17 protein-coding genes are annotated in these 20,480 nt (G+C 52.2%); all 17 read right to left on the bottom strand.

Annotated features, from left to right (window positions below):
• A partial coding sequence (locus IJN28_03350; protein MBQ6712810.1) for a DEAD/DEAH box helicase occupies positions 1-2,466 on the bottom strand: 2,466 nt, incomplete at its 3' end.
• Between the two features lie 51 nt (positions 2,467-2,517).
• Positions 2,518-2,757 carry a DUF2757 family protein gene (locus tag IJN28_03345; protein ID MBQ6712809.1) on the bottom strand — a complete coding sequence of 80 codons (240 nt, stop codon included), beginning with the start codon at positions 2,755-2,757 and terminating at the stop codon, positions 2,518-2,520.
• 158 nt (positions 2,758-2,915) lie between these two features.
• Positions 2,916-3,881, bottom strand: a complete 966-nt coding sequence (gene glpX / locus IJN28_03340) for a class II fructose-bisphosphatase (GenBank protein ID MBQ6712808.1) — start codon at positions 3,879-3,881, stop codon at positions 2,916-2,918.
• Between the two features lie 97 nt (positions 3,882-3,978).
• Complete coding sequence (locus tag IJN28_03335; GenBank protein ID MBQ6712807.1) at positions 3,979-4,623, bottom strand: hypothetical protein; 645 nt, start codon at positions 4,621-4,623, stop codon at positions 3,979-3,981.
• Between the two features lie 106 nt (positions 4,624-4,729).
• Positions 4,730-5,227: a YIP1 family protein gene (locus tag IJN28_03330; GenBank protein ID MBQ6712806.1), complete on the bottom strand. Its 498-nt coding sequence runs from the start codon at positions 5,225-5,227 to the stop codon at positions 4,730-4,732.
• 27 nt (positions 5,228-5,254) lie between these two features.
• Positions 5,255-5,782 (bottom strand): YIP1 family protein, encoded by a 528-nt coding sequence (locus tag IJN28_03325; protein ID MBQ6712805.1) that lies wholly within the window; start codon positions 5,780-5,782, stop codon positions 5,255-5,257.
• A gap of 31 nt (positions 5,783-5,813) precedes the next feature.
• Positions 5,814-6,359: a YIP1 family protein gene (locus IJN28_03320; GenBank protein MBQ6712804.1), complete on the bottom strand. Its 546-nt coding sequence runs from the start codon at positions 6,357-6,359 to the stop codon at positions 5,814-5,816.
• Between the two features lie 69 nt (positions 6,360-6,428).
• Entirely contained in the window at positions 6,429-8,027 is a 1,599-nt protein-coding gene (locus IJN28_03315; protein ID MBQ6712803.1) for a CTP synthase, read from the bottom strand.
• A gap of 162 nt (positions 8,028-8,189) precedes the next feature.
• Positions 8,190-9,848, bottom strand: coding sequence for an arginine--tRNA ligase (locus IJN28_03310; protein ID MBQ6712802.1), 1,659 nt, complete (start codon positions 9,846-9,848; stop codon positions 8,190-8,192).
• Positions 9,849-9,864: 16 nt separating this feature from the next.
• Complete coding sequence (locus IJN28_03305; protein MBQ6712801.1) at positions 9,865-10,299, bottom strand: DUF1934 domain-containing protein; 435 nt, start codon at positions 10,297-10,299, stop codon at positions 9,865-9,867.
• 229 nt (positions 10,300-10,528) lie between these two features.
• Positions 10,529-11,428: a SpoIID/LytB domain-containing protein gene (locus IJN28_03300; protein ID MBQ6712800.1), complete on the bottom strand. Its 900-nt coding sequence runs from the start codon at positions 11,426-11,428 to the stop codon at positions 10,529-10,531.
• Positions 11,429-11,590: 162 nt separating this feature from the next.
• Entirely contained in the window at positions 11,591-12,868 is a 1,278-nt protein-coding gene (larA, locus tag IJN28_03295; GenBank protein MBQ6712799.1) for a nickel-dependent lactate racemase, read from the bottom strand.
• Positions 12,869-12,940: 72 nt separating this feature from the next.
• Complete coding sequence (larA, locus tag IJN28_03290; protein MBQ6712798.1) at positions 12,941-14,218, bottom strand: nickel-dependent lactate racemase; 1,278 nt, start codon at positions 14,216-14,218, stop codon at positions 12,941-12,943.
• A gap of 207 nt (positions 14,219-14,425) precedes the next feature.
• Positions 14,426-15,208, bottom strand: coding sequence for a DUF2156 domain-containing protein (locus IJN28_03285; GenBank protein MBQ6712797.1), 783 nt, complete (start codon positions 15,206-15,208; stop codon positions 14,426-14,428).
• A gap of 238 nt (positions 15,209-15,446) precedes the next feature.
• Positions 15,447-19,211 (bottom strand): phosphoribosylformylglycinamidine synthase, encoded by a 3,765-nt coding sequence (locus IJN28_03280; GenBank protein ID MBQ6712796.1) that lies wholly within the window; start codon positions 19,209-19,211, stop codon positions 15,447-15,449.
• Positions 19,212-19,235: 24 nt separating this feature from the next.
• Positions 19,236-20,012 (bottom strand): adenosylmethionine decarboxylase, encoded by a 777-nt coding sequence (gene speD / locus IJN28_03275; protein MBQ6712795.1) that lies wholly within the window; start codon positions 20,010-20,012, stop codon positions 19,236-19,238.
• 100 nt (positions 20,013-20,112) lie between these two features.
• A partial coding sequence (locus IJN28_03270; protein ID MBQ6712794.1) for a YhcH/YjgK/YiaL family protein occupies positions 20,113-20,480 on the bottom strand: 368 nt, incomplete at its 5' end.

The raw sequence follows: 20,480 nt of genomic DNA, 5'->3' as shown, positions 1-20,480 counted from the left end.
GAGGCCGTTTTCGATGATGCTCGTCGAGATGAGGATATCCGACTTGCCTTCATAGAAGTCGAGCATGACCTGCTCTAACAGTTCTTCTGCCATTTGTCCGTGCGCCGTTTGGATACGGGCATCGGGCATCATGCGCTCCAACTCTGCACGCATCTTGTCGATCGTTTCGACGCGGTTGTAGACGAAGTAGACCTGTCCGCCGCGTTTGAGCTCGCGTCTGATGGCACTTTTGAGGAGCGATTCCTGATATTCGAGCACGTATGTTTCGACGGGATATCTTTCTTCGGGCGGTGTTTCGATGATGCTCATATCACGCGCACCGACGAGCGACATATGGAGCGTACGCGGGATCGGTGTTGCCGACAGCGTCAGTACGTCGATGCCGACCGACATCTGTTTCATCTTTTCCTTCTGCGATACGCCGAACCGCTGTTCTTCATCGACGATAAGAAGCCCAAGGTCACGGAATCGTATCTCACTATTTAAAAGTCTGTGCGTGCCGACAAGGATGTCGATCTGTCCTTCTTCGACACGTTTGAGCGTTTCTTTCTGTTCCTTCGCAGAGCGGAAACGGTTGATGACACCGACGCGCACGCCGAATTCTTCACACCGCGAGGAGAATGTCTGATAATGCTGCTGTGCCAGCACGGTCGTAGGTACGAGGACGGCGACTTGTTTCCCGCCGACGACTGCCTTGAACGCGGCGCGGACGGCGACTTCCGTTTTGCCGAAGCCGACATCACCGCACAGAAGTCTATCCATCGGCTGCGGTTTTTCCATATCGCGCTTGATCTCCTCGATGGCGCGCCGTTGGTCGATCGTTTCTTCATACGGGAACGCATCTTCAAACTCTCTCTGCCACGGCGTATCTTCGTCGAACGCGATGCCTTGTTTGATCTTACGTTCGGCATAGAGCGCGACAAGCTCCTTGGCGATATCGACGACTGCCTTGCGTGCGCGCGTTTTGGCACGGATCCAGTCGGCACCGCCCATGCGCGACAGCTTGGGCGCGTCGCCTTCGTTGCCGATATATTTCTGAAGCGTGGCGACCTGATCCGTCGGCACATACAGCTTATCATCGCCTGCGTAACGGATATGGAGATAGTCTTTGGCGACACCTGCCACCGTTATCGTTTCGACACCGACATATTTACCGATACCGTGGCTGTTATGTACGACATAATCGCCGACGTTGATCTCACGGAAAACGGCGATGCGTTTGCCTTTCGGCGGCTGTGGACGGGCGCGTTTTTTCTGCTGGCCGAGGATATCACGTTCCGATACGACGACGAGCTTGGCCGCAGGGACTTCGAACCCTTGCGACAGCGTGCCGAAAAAGACAAGCACCTTATCTTTCTGCCACGTATTGCCTCGGTCGGCAAGCACCGCGCTGATGCCTGCTTCATGGAGCGAGCGCATGATACCGCGCGCTTTGTCCTCATTCGAAACGAAAAGTGCTGTTTGCCAGCCGTTTGCAAGCCAGTCGCGCACATCGTCGTAGAAAAGGTCTACCTGCTTGTGATACGGGGCGATACTGCGCGAGGTGATGCCGACAAGTGCATCGAGGCGGTCTGCCCCTTTCTGCATCATCAGCGACAGATAGAGCGGTGCGTGTTTTTCCGCTTCGGCGAGCCACTCGTCCCAAGTCAAAAGACGTTCTTGCTGTTCATCGCTCTCATGGCGCAGTTTCTTGAGTTCTTCGGCAAGGCGTGCCGTTTCGTCGATAATAAGATACGCATCATCAGTCAGATACGTAAAGAGCGGGTCGATAGATGCACCCGTGACGACTGTACGCCCAATGATCTCGACTTCTTCGACCGATCGCAGAGAGCATTGCGTTTCACTGTCGAACATACGGATAGAATCTATCTCATCGTCAAAAAATTCGATACGGTACGGGTTCTTCCGATGTGTCGGATACACATCAATGATACCGCCGCGCACGCAGAACTCGCCTGCGCCTTCGACACGCGCGCTGTGCTCATAGCCTGCTTTGACGAGCAGTTCGGCGAGCTTCTTGCGCTCGATGATATCGCCTTCACGAATGACGAGCCGACTGTCGGCGAAGGCTTGGCGAGGGAGCACCTTCTGCGATGATGCTTCCGTATCGGCGAGGACGATCATCTTTTCGCCGCGTACCATCGCGCTGAATATGGCTTGCCGTTTCGCCATGAGCGTGCTGTTCTTCGTCAGGCCGTCTGCCATGATGAGATCGGCGGCAGGAAGCACCTCTACCTGTACCTCGGGAAGGAGCGCACCGAGGTCATCTGCCATCTGCCTGAGCCCCTCGCCTGCCGAGGTGACGACGAGCATCATGCGCGGGTCCTCTCGATAGACAGATGCGATGAGCGCGTGCTTGGCACTGCCCGAAGCACCGTATACGAGTGCGCTTTTACGGCTCTCTGCCAGCGAGAGCACTTCCCGATATGATCTGTCACCCTTCAGCGCACGAAATAATCGTTCCATAGCGTTCCTCCTTCTGCACAAAAGGGGCTTTGGCAACTTGCCAAAGCCCTGTTATTGTATCCTGCTGTAAAGACTGTGTCTTAAGGTGCGCACCTCGTCGAGCCCGAGCGAATCGACACAACGGTCGCACAACGTCTTGATATGCATGATGCCTGTTTCATCTACTGATATTATATCGTCGCGCTCCTCGGCAGTCAAGCAATCGAGCCCCAATTTCGCCTCATCGATCGCGTCAAGCTCCAGCTGTGCCACGCCTCGTCCGCACCAATCGCAATGATAATAGATACGCATAGCTTCGCCCCCTTTTTTCTGTAGTATCCCGCAAAAAGGAGCGTGCCATGCACAAAAAAAGCACGGCTTTACTTGCCTTTTTTCAGCACCGAAAAAGGAGCAGCGCAGACAAAAAAATACCGCAAGCAAGATCGCCTGCGGCATTTTTTGTTCTTTGATTATTTGAAGCGAACGGAAACAGCCTGTGCATTGAAGCGATGGATCGCATCGATGAAGCGTACCGTACCCGTGGAAGCGCGCATAACGACAGAGTTCGTTCTTGCGCCGCCTTTGAAGTAACGAACAGGTTCAAGGAAGTCACACTGCGTGATAGCTGTACCAACGAAGAATGCTTCGTCGCCTTTTACCATATCGTCGATGGTGAGGATCTTCTTCACATCGGTGATACCCAATTTTTTTGCACGTTCGATATCGTCATCGTTTTCCGGCCAGAGGCGAGCCTGCATGTCGCCGCCGAGGCATTTGAGAGCTGCTGCTGCGATAACGCCTTCCGGAGCACCGCCTGTACCGATGAGCATATGTACGCCAGAGCCTTCGATACCAACGCTGACTGCCGGCGAAACGTCACCGTCACTGATGAGCTTAACGCGAGCGCCCGTGTCGCGGACTTCGCGGATGATGCCTTCATGGCGTTCACGGTCGAGAATAACGACTACCATGTCTTTTACGTCGCGATTCATAGCATCTGCTACTCTGAGCACGTTCTGACGAACCGGAGCCGCGATGTCGATGCGGCCTTTACCGCGATGACCTACGCAAAGTTTTTCCATATACATATCAGGTGCATTCAAGAGACAGCCGCGCGGAGCGATCGCCATAACGGCGATGGAGCCCGGAAGTCCTTTTGCGATGAGGTTCGTACCTTCTACCGGGTCAACAGCGATGTCGATCTCCGGACCACCGAGACCTACTTCTTCACCGATGTAGAGCATCGGAGCTTCGTCCATTTCGCCTTCGCCGATAACGACGAGACCGCTGACAGCTACTTTGTCGAATGCTTTACGCATTGCGTCTACAGCAGCGCCGTCTGCTTCGTTTTTCATACCAAGACCCATCCAGCGACCGGATGCTACTGCGGCTTTTTCGGTAATTCTGACCAGTTCTAATGCTAATTCACGATCCATATAATATTCCCCCTACCTTATTTTGATATATTGTTTCCGAATCAAATCGGAGAATGTATAACTGCGATCCGACCGAAGTCGGACACGGTCAGCTTGGTTATTTTTCGTGTGACATGGCTTCTATGCCTGTCATCACGATGCTGTCTGTTGCGTAAAGTCTTGCCAATACTGCTTCGGTAGCAGGTATCAGCTCGTAGCTTCCGCACGACAGACACGTGAGCAGTACGCCTTCGGGAAGAAGGTCTGCTGTCATTTGATGCGCACCGCACATACAGTAGATGTGCTGTTCGCTGGCAATATCGTGTACTTTGTTGAGCACTTCAAGGACGATCTGCTGACTCCTAATATCTTCTTCGCTCGAACCGTCCTGCCACAGCCTGCAAAACTCGCTTTTGTGCAGGTGTCGCGTTGCTTCTATCGCATCGTGGCGACCGATAAAGCCGAGTTCGAAATTCTCGCTCGGGCAATATATTTTTTCGACTTCGATATGACGAAGCGCACGACGGTCAAAAAAGAGGTGATGCGTCGATTGACACATGACACAAGGAATCGTCAGCTCAAATTGGAACGCACCTGCGCGCATAACGGCGGCTTGCTTGTATCCGCACGAGCAGACAAGGTCGTTCGGCTCATGTCCGACCGCAAAATGCGAGATGTCATGCAGATTCAGTTTTCCGCACCGCGGACAATACAGTGCGATCGTTGTCACCGCCCGAATGAGCATTGCCGTTTCCTCCCCCAAGATTTTCCCCTTTAGCAAAGATTTCGCCATAGTTTAGAGAAATCCTGCCCTTTTTACGGGAAGAGCGGCTGTTATTCGGAATTTTTCACAAAATCAGATTATTTGTTTACAACCTCATCATCGCGAATGCCATAAGCACGCCGAGCACGGCAAGGATGAAGTAAAGGAGCACAAGGATGATGATCGCTTTTCCTGCGCTGAGTGTGTAGACACTTTTGAGCGCGAGGTAGCTGAGATACATCGTCCAGATACCGCCGATGGCAAGCGTCATCATCTCACCGCCCGGAATGAGCGAGAGCGGAACAAAAAAGAGCGACGGTACCATGGTGTAAGCGTTGACGATGAGGAGCCGTTTCATCTCGCCCGATGCACCGAATATCTTCGCCAGAAGATGGAGCACGCCTGTTTCGATGACCCAGAACGCCGCCATGACGAGGATCGCGCTGACGATAGCAGTAGCACCTTCTGCCATACCGCTGATGGCAGAGATGATGATAAGGACGAGCGATGCGAGCTTGATGTCACATTCATCTGCCATGCGCGGAAAGGCGGCGGACGGTTTTAAGATCGTTTCTTTGACGTTCACTATGAGTTGATTGAACATATTTGTTACCTCTTTATTTCAGATTGGTTATTGCATTTGATTTCTCAGTGATTCTAGGTACGGCGCACTCAAAAATACGATAATGCCTATCAAGAACAGCTGAATGATACCATCCATCAGCAAGATGCCGACACCTTTTCCCGTACTGACCGAGTAGGTATTTTTGATGGCCAATACCGTAAGGCACGCTATCCAGACGAATGCTATCAAGCCTGCCAAGCCGTCCATGCCCATCAAGACCAGCGGTGTCAGATAGATATCTACTGCCCATGCATAGGCACTGCCGATCAGGAGCGACCGTCTGCTGCCTTTTGCGCCAAGCATCCCGGCAGAAAGGTGCGTGATGGTCGTGGTTATCTGCCAGTAGAGCAATATGATGATACCAAGAGCCAGTATCACCAGCGGGTCAAATCCCCCGGGCAAGGAATAGAGCACCGCGACAATACACAACACCAATACAGCCGACTTCATATCATTTTCTTGTATGATGCGCGGGAATGCTTCCGACGGCTTGATGATGACGTTTTTTAAGTTGGTTATCATTCGTTTCAGCATAGTGTCACCTCATTTACCGAGTACGCTTATATTACTGCGGCATACCGATCACCGCAAAGACGAATATCATACCGAGGACGAAGGCGATGATAGTCGGTGCGAACAGTACGACGCACGATTTGGCGGCAGAGAGTTTTTCTGTTTTGGCAACGGCAAAAACGCCCAGTATGATGCTCCAGACAGTAGCGATGAGGGCGACGATACCGACTGCCATTTCTATGCCAAAAAGAAGGAGCAGTACTTCTATCGGGATAAATATCATCTGCGGTATCATGCAGTAGCTAAGCGTGATGAACAGCTTTTTCCATGTGCCCTGACCACCCATAAGGCGTGCGATACCATGCGTAAAGCCTGTCACAAGATACGTGATGGCAAGTACAACGGGAACCGTGATGACTGCTGTGAGAAGCGTCAGCCAGAGCGGATCTTCGCTCGCAGCATCATATTTGTTGGTAAGTGCATTGATGAATAAGACGATGCCTTGCAGGTTGAGTGCTTTGTAGATATCGGCTTGTTCATTGATACGTTCCAGTGCCGTTTTCGGCGAGCGCAGGACGTCATAGATGTTGGTAAGCATAAGAGCATCTCCTTATATCACATATAAGTAAGAAAGCGGTCGGAAGTTGTCCGACCGCTTTTCGTTTGTTTATCGTTCGATTTTGAGCGATGCTTCTACGAAAGCACTAAAGAGCGGGTGCGGATTCGTCGGACGGGATTTGAATTCCGGATGGAACTGCGTCGCAACAAACCACGGATGATCAGGCACTTCGACGATCTCTACAAGAGAGCCGCTCGGGGACGTACCGCCGATGATGAGGCCTGCATCTGTGAGTGCTTTCAAATATTTGTTGTTGAATTCGAAGCGGTGACGGTGACGTTCGTCTACCATGTCTGCGCCGTATGCCGCATGCGTTCTCGTACCTTCCATGACTTTGCACGGATATACGCCAAGACGCATCGTACCGCCTTTTTCTGTTACGTCTACCTGTTCTTCCATGAGGTCGATGACAGGGTATTGCGTATTTTCATCGAATTCGCTGCTGTGTGCGCCTTCGAAGCCTGCTACGTTACGAGCGTACTCGATAACGGCACACTGCATACCGAGGCAAAGACCGAAGAACGGAATTTTGTTCTCACGAGCATACTGGATCGCACGGATCTTGCCTTCGACACCGCGGTCGCCGAAGCCGCCCGGTACCAAGATACCCTGTACGCCTTCGAATACGCCGTCGAGGCTGTCGAGCGATTCGATCTCTTCGGAGTCGATCCATTCGATGTCGATCGCCGTATCGTGTACGATACCTGCATGATGAAGACCTTCCGATACGGAGAGGTACGCATCATGGAGTGCTACGTATTTACCGACCATCGCGATTTTTACGCGTTTCGTCGGGTTGAGAAGCTTCTGTACCATGTTTTCCCAGTCGGTCATATCAACGTCCGTTACCGGAAGAGCGAGTTTTTCGAGCGCGATCTTGTCGAAGCCTTCGTCTTTCAAAAGGAGCGGTACTTGATAGATGGTGGAAGCTGTTTTGTTCTGGATGATAGCGTTCGCATCAACGTCGCAGAAGAGAGCGAGTTTTTCTTTCATTTCGTCGGAGATCTCTTTTTCCGCACGACATACGATAATGTCGGGGTGGATACCGATGCTGCGCAATTCTTTTACGCTGTGTTGGGTCGGTTTCGTTTTGAGCTCACCTGCTGCCGAGATGTACGGAACGAGCGTTACGTGAATGTAGAGGCAGTTGTTTTTGCCGACTTCTTTTTTGACCTGACGGATCGCTTCGAGGAACGGGAGGCTTTCGATATCGCCGACCGTACCGCCGATCTCTGTGATAACGACGTCAACGTCTTCGCCGACGCTATATACTTTTTCTTTGATCGCATTCGTGATATGCGGAATGACCTGTACCGTACGACCGAGATAGTCACCGCGGCGTTCCTTGCTGATAACGGACCAGTAGATCTTGCCTGTCGTTACGTTCGAGTTTTTGGAAAGGTTGATATCAATGAAACGTTCATAGTGGCCGAGGTCGAGGTCAGTTTCTGCGCCGTCGTCCGTTACGAATACTTCACCGTGCTGATACGGGCTCATCGTACCCGGGTCGATATTGATGTACGGGTCGAATTTCTGAACCGTTACTTTGAGTCCGCGATTTTTGAGCAGTCTGCCAAGCGATGCGGCCGTGATGCCTTTACCGAGAGAAGAAACAACACCGCCTGTTACAAATACGTATTTTGCCATGGAAACAATTCCTCCTGCTTTCTGTCCTTATGTATCGATCGTTATGTTCTATTTCCGTGCTTTGCGTATGCAAAGTCGTTTACGTTTATCTTATTATGATTCTATCCTATCTCGCAAAATCCTGCACGTTTTCGCCGATTTTTGCGTCGGATACGCTTGTTGTTACATTTTGTCGGGAGCCGATACGCCGAGCATGGTGAGTGCATGGCGGATGGTCTGCTGTACTGCCGTGACGAGCGCAAGTCTTGCCTCGGAGAGTTCAGCATCTACGCCGACGATACGGCATTGGTTGTAGAACGTATGGAAAAGACCTGCGAGCTCATGCGCATAGCGTGCGATGGCATGCGGCGCGCGTTCTTTTGCCGCCTGTTGTACTTCTTCGGGATATTCGCCGATCTTTTTGATGAGGTCGATCTCTGCTTCTTCTTTGAGTACGGAGAGGACGGTATCAGCCGTCGGACGAGCGATGCCTGCTTCGTCTGCCTGACGGAAGATGCTGGCGATACGCGCGTGTGCGTACTGGATATAGTAGACAGGGTTTTCGTTCGACTGCGATTTCGCAAGGTCTAAGTCAAAGTCGAGCTGGCTGTCGATGGAGCGCATGATGAAGAAGAATCGTGCCGCATCGGTGCCGACTTCTTCGATGAGCTCGGCGAGCGTTACGCTTTCGCCCGTACGTTTCGACATTTTGACGAGCTGGCCGTTGCGGTAGAGGCTGACCATCTGAAGAAGGAGTACTTCGAGCGCATCGGGATCGTAGCCGAGCGCGCTGACAGCCGCTTTGACACGGCAGACGTAGCCGTGGTGGTCTGCGCCCCAGATGTTGATGACGCGGTCGAATTCGCGGCGGAATTTGTCGCGGTGATACGCGATGTCTGCCGCAAGGTACGTCGGTACGCCGTTGTCGCGGATCACGACGCGGTCTTTGTCGTCGCCGTAGTCGGTCGACTTGAGCCAGCGTGCGCCGTCTTTTTCGTACATTTTACCGCGTTCTGTGAGGTAGTCGCACGTTTCTTCGATGTAGCCTGCTTCGTGGAGCGTTTTTTCGCTGAACCATACTTGGTACGATACGTTGAACGCTTCGAGGTCTTCTTTGAGTTTGGCGAGCTTTTCGGAAAGCGCGAGCGGTTTGAACGCGGCAAGGCGTTCTTCTTCGCTCATTGCGAGGTATTTGTCGCCGTATTTATCGATAATTTGTTGTGCTGTTTCGATGATGTCGTGGCCGTGGTAGCCGTTTTCGGGGAACTCACACGGCTGACCGAGGAGTTCTTTATAGCGTGCATCGACGGAGAGGGCAAGGTTGTTGATCTGATTGCCCGCATCGTTGATGTAGTATTCTGCTTCGACGTTGTAGCCTGCCGCACGCATGAGGTTGACAAGTGCGCTGCCGAATGCCGCACCGCGGCCGTGGCCTACGTGTAAGGGGCCTGTCGGGTTCGCGCTGACGAATTCGATCTGTACTTTTTCGTCGATGGGCGCACCGTTGCCGTATGCTTCGCCTTCACGGAGCGCACGTGCAAGAAGGTCATAGACCCAGTCGGACTGGAGATAGAAGTTGATGAAGCCGGGACCTGCGATCTCTGCGCGGTCGAGCCAGCTGTATTTCATTCGTTCGGTAAGTGCTTCTGCGATCATGCGCGGGCTTTTCTTGAAAGCGCGTGCCGCCTGCATCGCGAAGTTGGTCGCATAGTCGCCGAATTCTTTTTGCGGCGGTACTTCGAGTACGATCTGCGGAAGTTCTGCTTCGGGGAGTACGCCATCTGCGATCGCCTGTTTTGCGGCATCTATGATGGCTTGGCTCAACTGTTCTTTCATATCCAAGATGATATTCCTCCTGTTATTGTACGTTCAATGTATGGTCACGGCTGATCTTGATAGACAGCTCGTTATGGCTCTGCCACCGGCCTTCGACATGAAGGTCGTATGTTAAGAAGATAGAGCCGCTCAGCTCTGTCATCGACAGGATAAAGGAGTGTGTATCGACTGCCATACGAATGGTGCCGTAGGGCGTCTTGTACGTTCCGTTTTCTCGTTTGGCCTGTTCGAAACGCTGTTCGTGTACGACTTGTCCATGTCTGACGAGCGTCATGGCGGTTTCGCTTGCCTTAATGAGCGTCGCCACTTCCGTACCGTCTTCCTGACGTTCACGGTACGTGATGTAGTGCATACCGTCTTTTTGGCGCATCTTGCCGTTGGCTACCGTTTCTATTCGTGTCTTATCTCCGTCTGCGTCCGTCTGGATACCGAGCACGGTCACGATCACATCCTGCATGTTCCTGTTTCTCCTTCTTGTCCGTCAGACGATCATGTCGTAAAAAGCCGTAGCGCCGTCACCTGAAAATCGCTTCTCAGACAACGACGCCTCTTGTGGGAGACTGCCGCCTCCCATCTCTAGTATATGAAGTCTGTCGGTTCTTATACCGACACTTCGCACAAAATCCTGCGTCTGCCCGGATATATCTAATATATTATATCGCAGCAGACGACTTGGTTCAACATCTTTATTCATATAATTTTTGGATCGTAGTATCAATATAATACTTTCCGATGATCTCCTCGGCTTTTTTGCCTTCTTCGGCATAGCCGTACGCGCCCCATTGACAAAGCCCGATACCGTTGCCCCAGCCTGCACCCGAGAAGGTGAACTTACTCCCGTCGTAGTCCATCTTGTGAACGAGCGTTGACTTGAGTCGCTCGTAGCCGATGCGCCTTCTGAATTCGGAGCCGTAGATATTCTTCTCCTCCGTGCCGATCTTCAGTATCCTGCCCGACGGACCGCGCGATACGATGCGGATACTCGACGGGTCACTGACACCGATGGCATTTGCGACTTCCCACCCGTCGATATCGACTTCCCACGAAACGTACTCATCGGGCGCGTAGTCGAAGCAGTGGTCTTCGACCGGCTGAAAGTACGGCGTATCTCCTTCGATCTCCTCAGGGAAGCTCTCTTCCTTCGTCGCGCCTATCTGCCCGTTGCAGGCAGAGTAGATGCTGTTGATGAGCGCGCCGTTATATAGGATGACTTCACCGCGTGTACGACGGACGGCTTCTTTTACTTTATCGGTGACTTTTTTGGCATCGTAGGCTTGCAGTTCGTCTTTTGAAGTACTGACATCGGCACCGTGGAGCTTCTTGATCGTGCCTGCTTCGATGGCGTTCAGTGCAATGGTACGCGAGCAGATCGCCTGCGCGGCGAGTGCTTCTAACGGAAAGTCGGTTATCATCTCCTGCGCGACGACGCCTTCGAGATACGTCTCAAGGGGCATCTCCTTGATCGTACCCGTATCGGCGAACCAGACCTTGACGGTCGGCTCAGACTTATATTTGTCGGCGGAGAAGGAGCCTGCTTCGGCTGTCGGCGCACCGTTTTCTTCCGTGCGGTAACTGTTGTCATTCATATCGGGAAAAAGACTGCATCCCGCACCGAGAAGTGCGACAAGACAAAGGATGATCGCAGTATATCGTTTCACGTGATAAGCACCACCTATGATAAGATGTGCTTAGTCTGCCCGCAAATAAAAAAGCGTATCCGCATTTTTACGGATACGCTTTTGCTGTTGTTATGCTTGAACGATAACGGCAACACCGTCAGGAATAACGGTATATTTTGCTTCTTGACCTGCGATGTCTTCTGCGAGTGCCTGTGCTTCTTCCATCGTGTTGACAGGAATAAAGCCGAAGTCGCGGAGCATGCCGTGGTCGCACTGGTCGCTGATGATGATGACCGTGTAGTTCATCAGGATACGCGCCGTGATCTGTGCGCACCACTGGTCTGCGATCGTTGCATCACGCGGGATCTGGAGGATCTTCGATACAACGGCACGCGGTACTTTGTATTTTGCGAACCAGTCGTAGAATGCCTGACCGCCGTGGCCGTCGTTGCAAGCCGATGCGATGATGATAACGCCGCCCGGTTTACACGTAGCTTCGCCTGCGCTCATGCCTTTGCACGTCTGGTATACGTTCTGGTCGAGCGGATAGCCGCCGTTCGAAGTGATAACGATATCGGCAGGTACGGCTTTGACACCGGCAAGCTCGCCTGCGAATTTTGTACCTTCGTCATGTGCCGCTTCGAGGTCGCCTGCGAATGCCGCGATGACTTTTTTGTCAGCATCGATGACGACGTTGCAGATGAAGCAGAGTTTTGCCGCTTTGGCTGCCGCGAGCATGTCGATATGGATCGGGTTGCCTTCAAGAAGACCCGTTCTTGCTTTTTCGCTGTTGATAAATTCGGAGTTGTGGTTGTACATGACTGTTTTCGCACTTACGACGCCCGGCAGGACGCTCTTACGACCGCCCGAGAAGCCTGCGAAGAAGTGCGGTTCGATGAAGCCTTCCGATACGAGAAGGTCTGCATTTGCCGCTACTTTGTCGAGGAGGATCTGACCGCCCGACGGAAGCATACCGACGAGAACGTGGTCGTCATCGTTGAACGCATCATGGACGATGATATTTTCGTTCGCTACGATCTCTTCACCGAATTTGGCGATAAGTTCTTCTTTCGTCGTCGGACGATGGAAGCCTGTTGCGATAAGGAACGTGATGTTCGCATCAGGGTTGCCTTTACGAATTTCGGCGAGCATGAGTGGTGCAATGACCTTGCTCGGTACGGGGCGTGTATGGTCGCTGGCAATGATGACGATGTTCTGTTTGCCTTTGGCAAGCTCACAGAGTCTTGGCGATGCGATCGGATTTTCAAGCGCCTGCTGAACGAGTTCGCTCTCGCCTGCCGCAGGTTTGAACGCATGTGCTTTCGATTCGAGGACGGCATTCAATTTTTCATCGGGAATGACTGCTGTCAAATGACCTTTGGAATAACAAACTTTGATCTCTGCCATAATGATACATCTCCTTTATCTTTTATGTTGTAAAAAAGAGGACAGGCAAACACCTGTCCTCTCGATGTACTGTTATGCTTTGACGATAACGGATACGCCATCAGGAACAACAGTGTATGTCGCATCTTTGCCTGCGATATCTTCTGCGAGTGCCTGTGCTTCTGCCATCGTGGAAACAGGCATGATGCCGAAGTTTTCGAGCATTGCGTGGTCGCACTGGTCGGTGACCATGATGACCGTGTAATTCATAAGGATACGAGCGAGCACTTGTGCTTCCCACTGGTCCGCGATCGTGCTGTCACGCGGGATGGTGAGGATCTTCGTCATAACGGTGCGTGCCGATTTGTATTTGAGGAACCAGTCATAGAACGCCTGACCGCCGTGTCCGTCGTTGCAAGCCGCCGCGATGATGATAACGCCGCCTTTTTTACACGTAGCTTCCGCCGCGCTCATACCTTTTACAGCCTGATAGATGTTCTGGTCGAGCGGATAGCCGCCGTTCGAGGTGATGGCGATGTCAGCAGGAACTGCCTGTACACCTGCAAGCTCGCCTGCGAATTTGGTACCTGCCGCGTGAGCCGCTTCGAGATTGCCTGCGAATGCCGCGATGACTTTTTTGTGTGCGTCGATGATGACGTTGCAGATGAAAGAGAGTTTGGCTGCTTTGGCTGCCGCGAGCATATCTTCATGGATCGGGTTGCCTGCAAGGAGACCCGTTCTTGCTTTTTCACTGTTGATAAATTCGGAGTTGTGGTTGTACATAACTGTTTTCGCGCTTACGACGCCCGGAAGTACGCTCTTACGACCGCCCGAGAAGCCTGCGAAGAAGTGCGGTTCAATGAAGCCTTCCGATACGAGAAGGTCTGCTTCTGCCGCAACTTTGTCGAGGAGGATCTGACCGCCCGACGGAAGCGTGCCGACGAGGACATGGTCGTCATCGTTGAACGCATCATGGACGATGATATTTTCTTTTGCACCGATGTCTTCGCCGAACTTGTTGACGAGCTCTTCTTTCGTCGTCGGACGATGGAAGCCTGTTGCGATAAGGAACGTGATGTTCGCATCAGGGTTGCCTTTACGAATTTCGGCGAGCATGAGTGGCGCGATGACCTTGCTCGGTACAGGGCGCGTATGGTCGCTGGCAATGATAACGATATTCTGTTTGCCTTTGGCAAGCTCAGAAAGGCGCGGCGAATCGATCGGATTTTCGAGTGCCTGCTGAACGAGTTCGCTCTCACCTGCCGACGGTTTGAAATCATGCGCTTTCGATTCGAGGACTGCACTCAATTTTTCGTCGGGAATGACTGCTGTTACATAACCTTTGGAATACGGAATCTTGATCTCTGCCATATGAAAACATCTCCTTTATCTCTTGTTTCATAGTACGCACAGGTAGTCAACTTTACTCAACCCAGCGCACAAGTATGCTATATTCGGATAGTTCTCTTTTTATGTCATAGATTCCTGCTTTTGCTGTCTGAAAATTCCATTAAATTTTGTCATATCACTTATGCCTTTCTGTCATCGGCACAGGCAATGACCTTCTTTTATTTGTCGTTATTTTATCTCGATCACGTATTTTTCTACCATATGGCACGGGCGATAGCTTTCTTTCGCCTTGCGAAGACCTTCCACGCCCATGTCTTCTTCACGGTTGATGTACGTCGCACCACCCCACGCATGGAGGCAGAATTCCTGATTGATGAGCGGATAGATGCCGCGGATATCGGCATTGCCTTTCTCTACATGGATGACTGCGGTGTCGCTGTTGAGCATTTCGCCGAAGGTGAGTGCTTCGATCTTGCCGTTGATGCGGATGGCACCGCCGACAAGCTCCAGCTCGCGGAAATGTTCGAGCACCTCGAAGATGGCTTTGCGCTCGGCAGAGAGGACGGGGTCTTTGTAGCATTCGCGCTGTCTACACCATTCGCGTATCGACTGCGTACATTCGTCGATGTTGTCCTCGCCGACGGGGACGTATTCGTATTCGCACGTTTTCTTGAGCGCGTTGATATGGTTCTTTTTGCCGTGGTATTTGCGCCCCTTGAGCTCGGCGAGGTCTTCGCGCAGATACACGTAGTCAAAGTCGTCGCGGTCGCTCTCGATGCGCGCTGACGGATACATCTCGCGTATCCATTCGGCTACTTTTTTCTCAACGCCGCGCATGACGAACGGCTGTTTTCTCTCTTTGAAATAGGCGATCCAATCGTCCATGACGGCGCGGACGTTCTCCTCCGTGCCGAACGGTTGGATAGCGTATTCGTCGTCTTCCCATGCGGCTTTGACGAGAAGACAGTTTTTATATTCCGCCCATTCGATGTGGTACGCTTCGCGCCACATGAACAGGTTCGTAAACGTAAAGTGTGCATTCTCGCAGTACTGCGCACGAAAATATGAATTGATACGTGCGCGGTCCGCAAGCGTGATCGGTTGAAATTGTATTTCCACCGTGATATCCTCCTTGATAAACAGTCGGCTCGACTGTTATTACATTGATATAGCGTAGTTTTTTACGCACCGACTTGTTTTATGATACAAAAAGCGCCGCCTTATGTAGGCGACGCTTCTTTGCGTCTTCTTATAAGAAGTAACGTACGCCCGATGCGAAGATCTGCTGATCTTTGTCGCCGGGGATATTTTTGGCAACGTGTGTGCCAAGACGTTCGGAGTGACCCATTTTACCGAGGACACGACCGTCCGGGCTCGTGATACCTTCGATGGCTTCCATGGAGCCGTTCGGGTTGAACGGGATCATGTTGGCAGGGTTGCCGTCAAAGTCAACATACTGCGTTGCGATCTGACCGTTGGCGCGGAGCTGGTCGATGACAGCCTGCGGTGCTACGAAGCGGCCTTCACCGTGCGATACGGCGATGGAGTGCGTGCTGCCGAGTTCGACGCCGCTGAGCCACGGGGAGAGCTTGGATACGACTTTCGTCTGTACCATGCACGATACGTGACGGCCGATGTTGTTGTACGTGAGCGTCGGCATATCAGGCGTGAGATCGACGATCTTGCCGTACGGTACGAGGCCGAGCTTGATAAGTGCCTGGAAGCCGTTGCAGATACCGAGCATAAGACCATCTCTGTTTTCGAGAAGCTCTGTGATGGCTTCTTTGATGCGCGGGTTGCGGAGCATTGCCGCGATGAATTTGCCCGAGCCGTCAGGTTCGTCACCTGCGCTGAAGCCGCCCGGAAGCATGAGGATCTGTGCTTTGTTGATGGCTCTTACCATCGCTTCGATGGACTCTTCGACTGCCTGCGGCGTGAGGTTTTTCACGACGAATGTTTCAGCAAGTGCGCCTGCATTTTCGAACGCTTTTGCCGTGTCGTATTCGCAGTTGATGCCCGGGAATACCGGAATGAATACACGCGGTTTTGCCACGTGGATATTGCTGTGTGCTTTGCCGACTTTGTCGGAAAGTGCGAGTGTCGGAACTTTTTCTTCTGCTTTTGCCTGCGTCGGGAAGATTTTTTCGAGCGGAGCTGTCCAGACTGCTTCTGCTTTGGCGAGCGGAAGGACGAAGCCGTGTGCGCGAAGTTCTTCTTCTGCGATCGTCTGACCTGCGTCAACGACTTCTGCATCAAGGCCGTCGAAGAGAGCTGTCGTTTCGCCTGCCGCGAGTTCTACGAACATCGAGCCGTAGAGCGGAGCGAAGAGGTCTTCTTTTGCGACCGTAAGCTCTGCACCGATGCGGTTGCCGAGTGCCATTTTCGTTGCCGCGAGTGCCACGCCGCCGAAGCGAAGTGCCGATGCGGAAATGATTTTGCCGTCTGCGATAAGGTCTGCTACACGTTCATAGATTGCGTTGAGCTGCGTAAAGTCTACCATATCTTTGTCGTCGATACGTGCTTTGACGAGCGCGAGGCGGTTGCCTGCCGCTTTGAATTCAGGCGAGATCGCACGCGATGCAGGCATCACGTTGACTGCGAACGATGCGAGCGTCGGCGGAACATCGAGGTCGTTGAACGTACCGCTCATGGAGTCTTTACCGCCGATGGCAGGGATCTCGAATTTCTGCTGTGCATAAAGACCGCCGAGAAGTGCGGCTGTCGGTTTGCCCCAGCGTTTCGTATCCGTGCCGAGTTTTTCGAAGTATTCCTGGAACGTAAGACGGATCGTTTCGCGGCGACCGCCGAGAGCGACCATTTTCGCTACCGATTCAACGACGGCATAGAGTGCGCCGTGGAACGGGCTCCAGGAGAGAAGGTGCGGATTGCAGCCGAACGTCATAGCCGTAGCCGTGGACGTATCGCCCGAAAGTACAGGCAGTTTTGCGACCATACCTTCCGGAGGTGTCATCTGATATTTACCGCCGAACGGCATAAGCACTGTGCTTGCACCGATGGTGGAGTCAAAGCGTTCTACAAGACCTTTCTGACTGCAAGCGTTGAGGTCGGCGAGAAGCGCGAGCCATTCTTTTTCCGTTTCTTCTGCCGTCTGCGGTTTCGGGAAGCTTCTGAGATAGCTGTCTGCCGACGGAGCGGCGATGTTGACTTTCGTCTGCTGTTGTACGCCGTTCGTATCGAGGAAGGCACGACTAAGGTTGACGACATGGTTGCCGCGCCAGAAAATTTCGAGGCGAGCATCGTCCGTTACGTGTGCAACGACCGTTGCTTCGAGATTTTCTTCCTGTGCATAACGAATGAATTCTTCTGCGTTTGCGCCGTCTACGACACAGCTCATACGTTCCTGCGATTCGGAGATCGCAAGTTCCGTGCCGTCGAGGCCTTCATATTTTTTCGGTACTTTGTCAAGGTCGATGACAAGACCGTCTGTCAATTCACCGATGGATACGGATACACCGCCCGCACCGAAGTCGTTGCAGCGTTTGATCATGCGGCTGACGATCGGGTTGCGGAACAGACGCTGAATTTTACGTTCTGTCGGCGGATTCCCTTTCTGTACTTCTGCACCGCACGTCGTGAGCGATTCTTCCGTATGCTCTTTCGACGAGCCTGTTGCACCGCCGCAGCCGTCACGGCCTGTACGACCGCCGACGAGGATAACGACGTCACCTTTCTGCGGTTTTTCACGGACGACATTTTCTTTCGGAGCGGCAGCGATAACAGCACCGATCTCCATACGTTTTGCGATATAGCCCTGGTGATAGAGCTCTTGTACCTGACCCGTCGCAAGACCGATCTGGTTACCGTAGGAGCTGTAACCTGCGGCCGCCGTCGTCGTGATTTTTTTCTGCGGGAGCTTGCCCGGGAGCGTATCGTCGATCGACGCACGCGGATCGCCCGAACCGGTTACGCGCATTGCCTGATAGATGTAGGAACGGCCCGAGAGCGGGTCGCGGATAGCACCGCCGAGGCACGTTGCCGCACCGCCGAACGGTTCGATCTCCGTCGGGTGGTTGTGCGTTTCGTTTTTGAACATGACGAGCCAGTCTTCTTCTTTGCCATTGATGTCGGCTTTCGTCACGATACTGCAAGCGTTGATCTCATCGGACGCGTCGAGGTCTTCGACTTTGCCCTGTTTTTTAAGCTGTTTCGTACCGATGCAAGCCATGTCCATCAGCGTCATCGGACGGTCTGTTTCACCATATACATAGTCACGTGCGCCTTGGTAGCCTTTGTATGCTTCCTGCACAGGTGCATTAAACGCACCGTCTTCGAACGCGATGTCGGTAATTTTCGTCGAGAACGTCGTATGACGGCAATGGTCGGACCAGTACGTGTCGATTACTTTAATTTCTGTAATAGTCGGGTCGCGGTCTTCTTCGTCGCGGAAGTATGCCTGACAGAACGCGAGGTCTGCAAGGCTCATCGCAAGACCCGTTTCTTTGTGGAATGCGGCAAGTCTTTCTTCGCTCCACGTCGTGAAGTCCGTGAGTTTTGCCACATCTGCGGGAACTTCGGATCTGAGGTCGAGGTCTTCCGGTTTTTCGAGAGCGGCTTCACGCGCTTCGACTGCGTTGATGCAGTACGCTTTTACTTTTGCCACTTCGTCTGCCGTAAGCGAACCCGACAAGATGATGACGCGCGCCGTCACGATGATGGGGCGGTCTTTCTGCGAGATGAGCTGTACGCACTGTGCCGCGGAGTCTGCGCGCTGGTCATACTGACCCGGGAGCGGTTCTACTGCGAACACGAAGTCTTTGTCATCGATCTCGATCTCTTCGTCATATACGGTGTCAACGGTCGGTTCGGAGAACACGATACCGCGTGCTTTCTGATATTCTTCTTCGCTGATACCCTGCACATCGTAGCGCTGGATGATGCGAACGCCTTCAAGGCCTTCGAGGCTGAGGCTTTCTTTGAGGTCTTTGAACAATTCCTGTGCAGGAATGTCGAAGCCGGCTTTTTTCTCAACAAAAATACGTCTTACGTTGCTCACTGTTACTCCTCCTATAACTGTGTGTTAGACCTTCGGAATATTTCTGCCGTAGAAGATCTCTGCCATTTCTTTTTTCAGGCTCTGTTTGATCTTACGTTTTTCGTGTGTCGTCAACTCGTTTTTCGGTGTGCCGAACAAGTAGTTATCGAGATCGAATTCTTTCAAGAGCATCTTCGTATGGAAGATGTTTTCCTGATATACGTTCACGTCGAGCATCTGATATTTGGTACGTTTTTTCGAGTCGATATAATTCTGGATCGAGTTGATCTTATGGTCGATGAACAGCTTGCGGCCGTTCACGTCGCGCGTAAAGCCGCGTACGCGATAGTCGATGGTTACGATATCCGAGCAGAACTGCTCTAACAGATAATTGAGTGCTTTGAGCGGCGAGATCTCACCGCAGGTCGATACATCGATATCGGCACGGAAGGTGCTGATGCCCTTCTCGGGATGACTTTCGGGATACGTGTGTACGGTGATATGGCTCTTATCGAGATGGCAGACGACAGCGTCCGACACAGGCTCAACCGGCCCTTCCGAAATCAATATCGTTACACTGGCACCTTGCGGTTCATAGTCTTGCTTCGCAATATTGAGGATATTCGCCCCGATAATGTTGGCAACCTCTGTCAATATACCCGTCAAACGCTGTGCATTGTACTGCTCGTCGATATACTCGATATATTCTCTGCGATGCTCGGGCGTTTTCGCATAACAAATATCGTACATATTGAAACTGAGCGATTTCGTCAGGTTATTGAACCCGTATAATTTCAGTTTTTTGATCTCCTTGATTTCCATCTCCAACCACCTTGCTTAAATTCTTTCCTTTGCCCTGGGCGGCAAAACGTCCATAATATGTAGTATCATTCGCCATAATGGGCAAAAATCCTGCTTCTTCTTATAAAACGAGCGTTTTTCTTACTTTGGCTACGATTTTTTTAACAGGTGCACTCGCACCGACTTGACAGCACGGACGATGGATATCGTTTTCCGTCAGGACAGCATAGCAGTCTGCGCCGAGCAGAACGAACGATTCGTTCGGCACTGCTGCGTAGAATACGGCATCATTGCCTTTCTCGTCGAGGTACTCGTACGGATAGCCTTCTTCCTTCTGTGCCCAGCCGATCAGCTCTCTGCCACTGACGAGGAACTGGATATCGATATATTCGCTGTGCGTTTCTGCCTTGAGGTCGGACGGCGCTTTCGTTTCGTATTCCGACACCATGAAGAAGATGTCATCTCCGTCTATCTCATAACGGCCGACGG

The organism is Selenomonadales bacterium, from assembly GCA_017442105.1.
Taxonomy (GTDB): domain Bacteria; phylum Bacillota; class Negativicutes; order RGIG982; family RGIG982; genus RGIG982.
This window is presented reverse-complemented; position numbering and strand designations above follow the sequence as displayed.

Coding starts and splice junctions, on each gene's coding strand:
- IJN28_03300 (MBQ6712800.1), bottom strand. CDS start 11,428: ATGAATGACAACAGTTACCGCACGGAAGAAAACGGTGCGCCGACAGCC.
- glpX (MBQ6712808.1), bottom strand. CDS start 3,881: ATGGATCGTGAATTAGCATTAGAACTGGTCAGAATTACCGAAAAAGCC.
- larA (MBQ6712799.1), bottom strand. CDS start 12,868: ATGGCAGAGATCAAAGTTTGTTATTCCAAAGGTCATTTGACAGCAGTC.
- IJN28_03305 (MBQ6712801.1), bottom strand. CDS start 10,299: ATGCAGGATGTGATCGTGACCGTGCTCGGTATCCAGACGGACGCAGAC.
- IJN28_03315 (MBQ6712803.1), bottom strand. CDS start 8,027: ATGGCAAAATACGTATTTGTAACAGGCGGTGTTGTTTCTTCTCTCGGT.
- larA (MBQ6712798.1), bottom strand. CDS start 14,218: ATGGCAGAGATCAAGATTCCGTATTCCAAAGGTTATGTAACAGCAGTC.
- IJN28_03325 (MBQ6712805.1), bottom strand. CDS start 5,782: ATGCTGAAACGAATGATAACCAACTTAAAAAACGTCATCATCAAGCCG.
- IJN28_03330 (MBQ6712806.1), bottom strand. CDS start 5,227: ATGTTCAATCAACTCATAGTGAACGTCAAAGAAACGATCTTAAAACCG.
- IJN28_03320 (MBQ6712804.1), bottom strand. CDS start 6,359: ATGCTTACCAACATCTATGACGTCCTGCGCTCGCCGAAAACGGCACTG.
- IJN28_03345 (MBQ6712809.1), bottom strand. CDS start 2,757: ATGCGTATCTATTATCATTGCGATTGGTGCGGACGAGGCGTGGCACAG.
- IJN28_03285 (MBQ6712797.1), bottom strand. CDS start 15,208: ATGTGGCGCGAAGCGTACCACATCGAATGGGCGGAATATAAAAACTGT.
- speD (MBQ6712795.1), bottom strand. CDS start 20,012: ATGGAAATCAAGGAGATCAAAAAACTGAAATTATACGGGTTCAATAAC.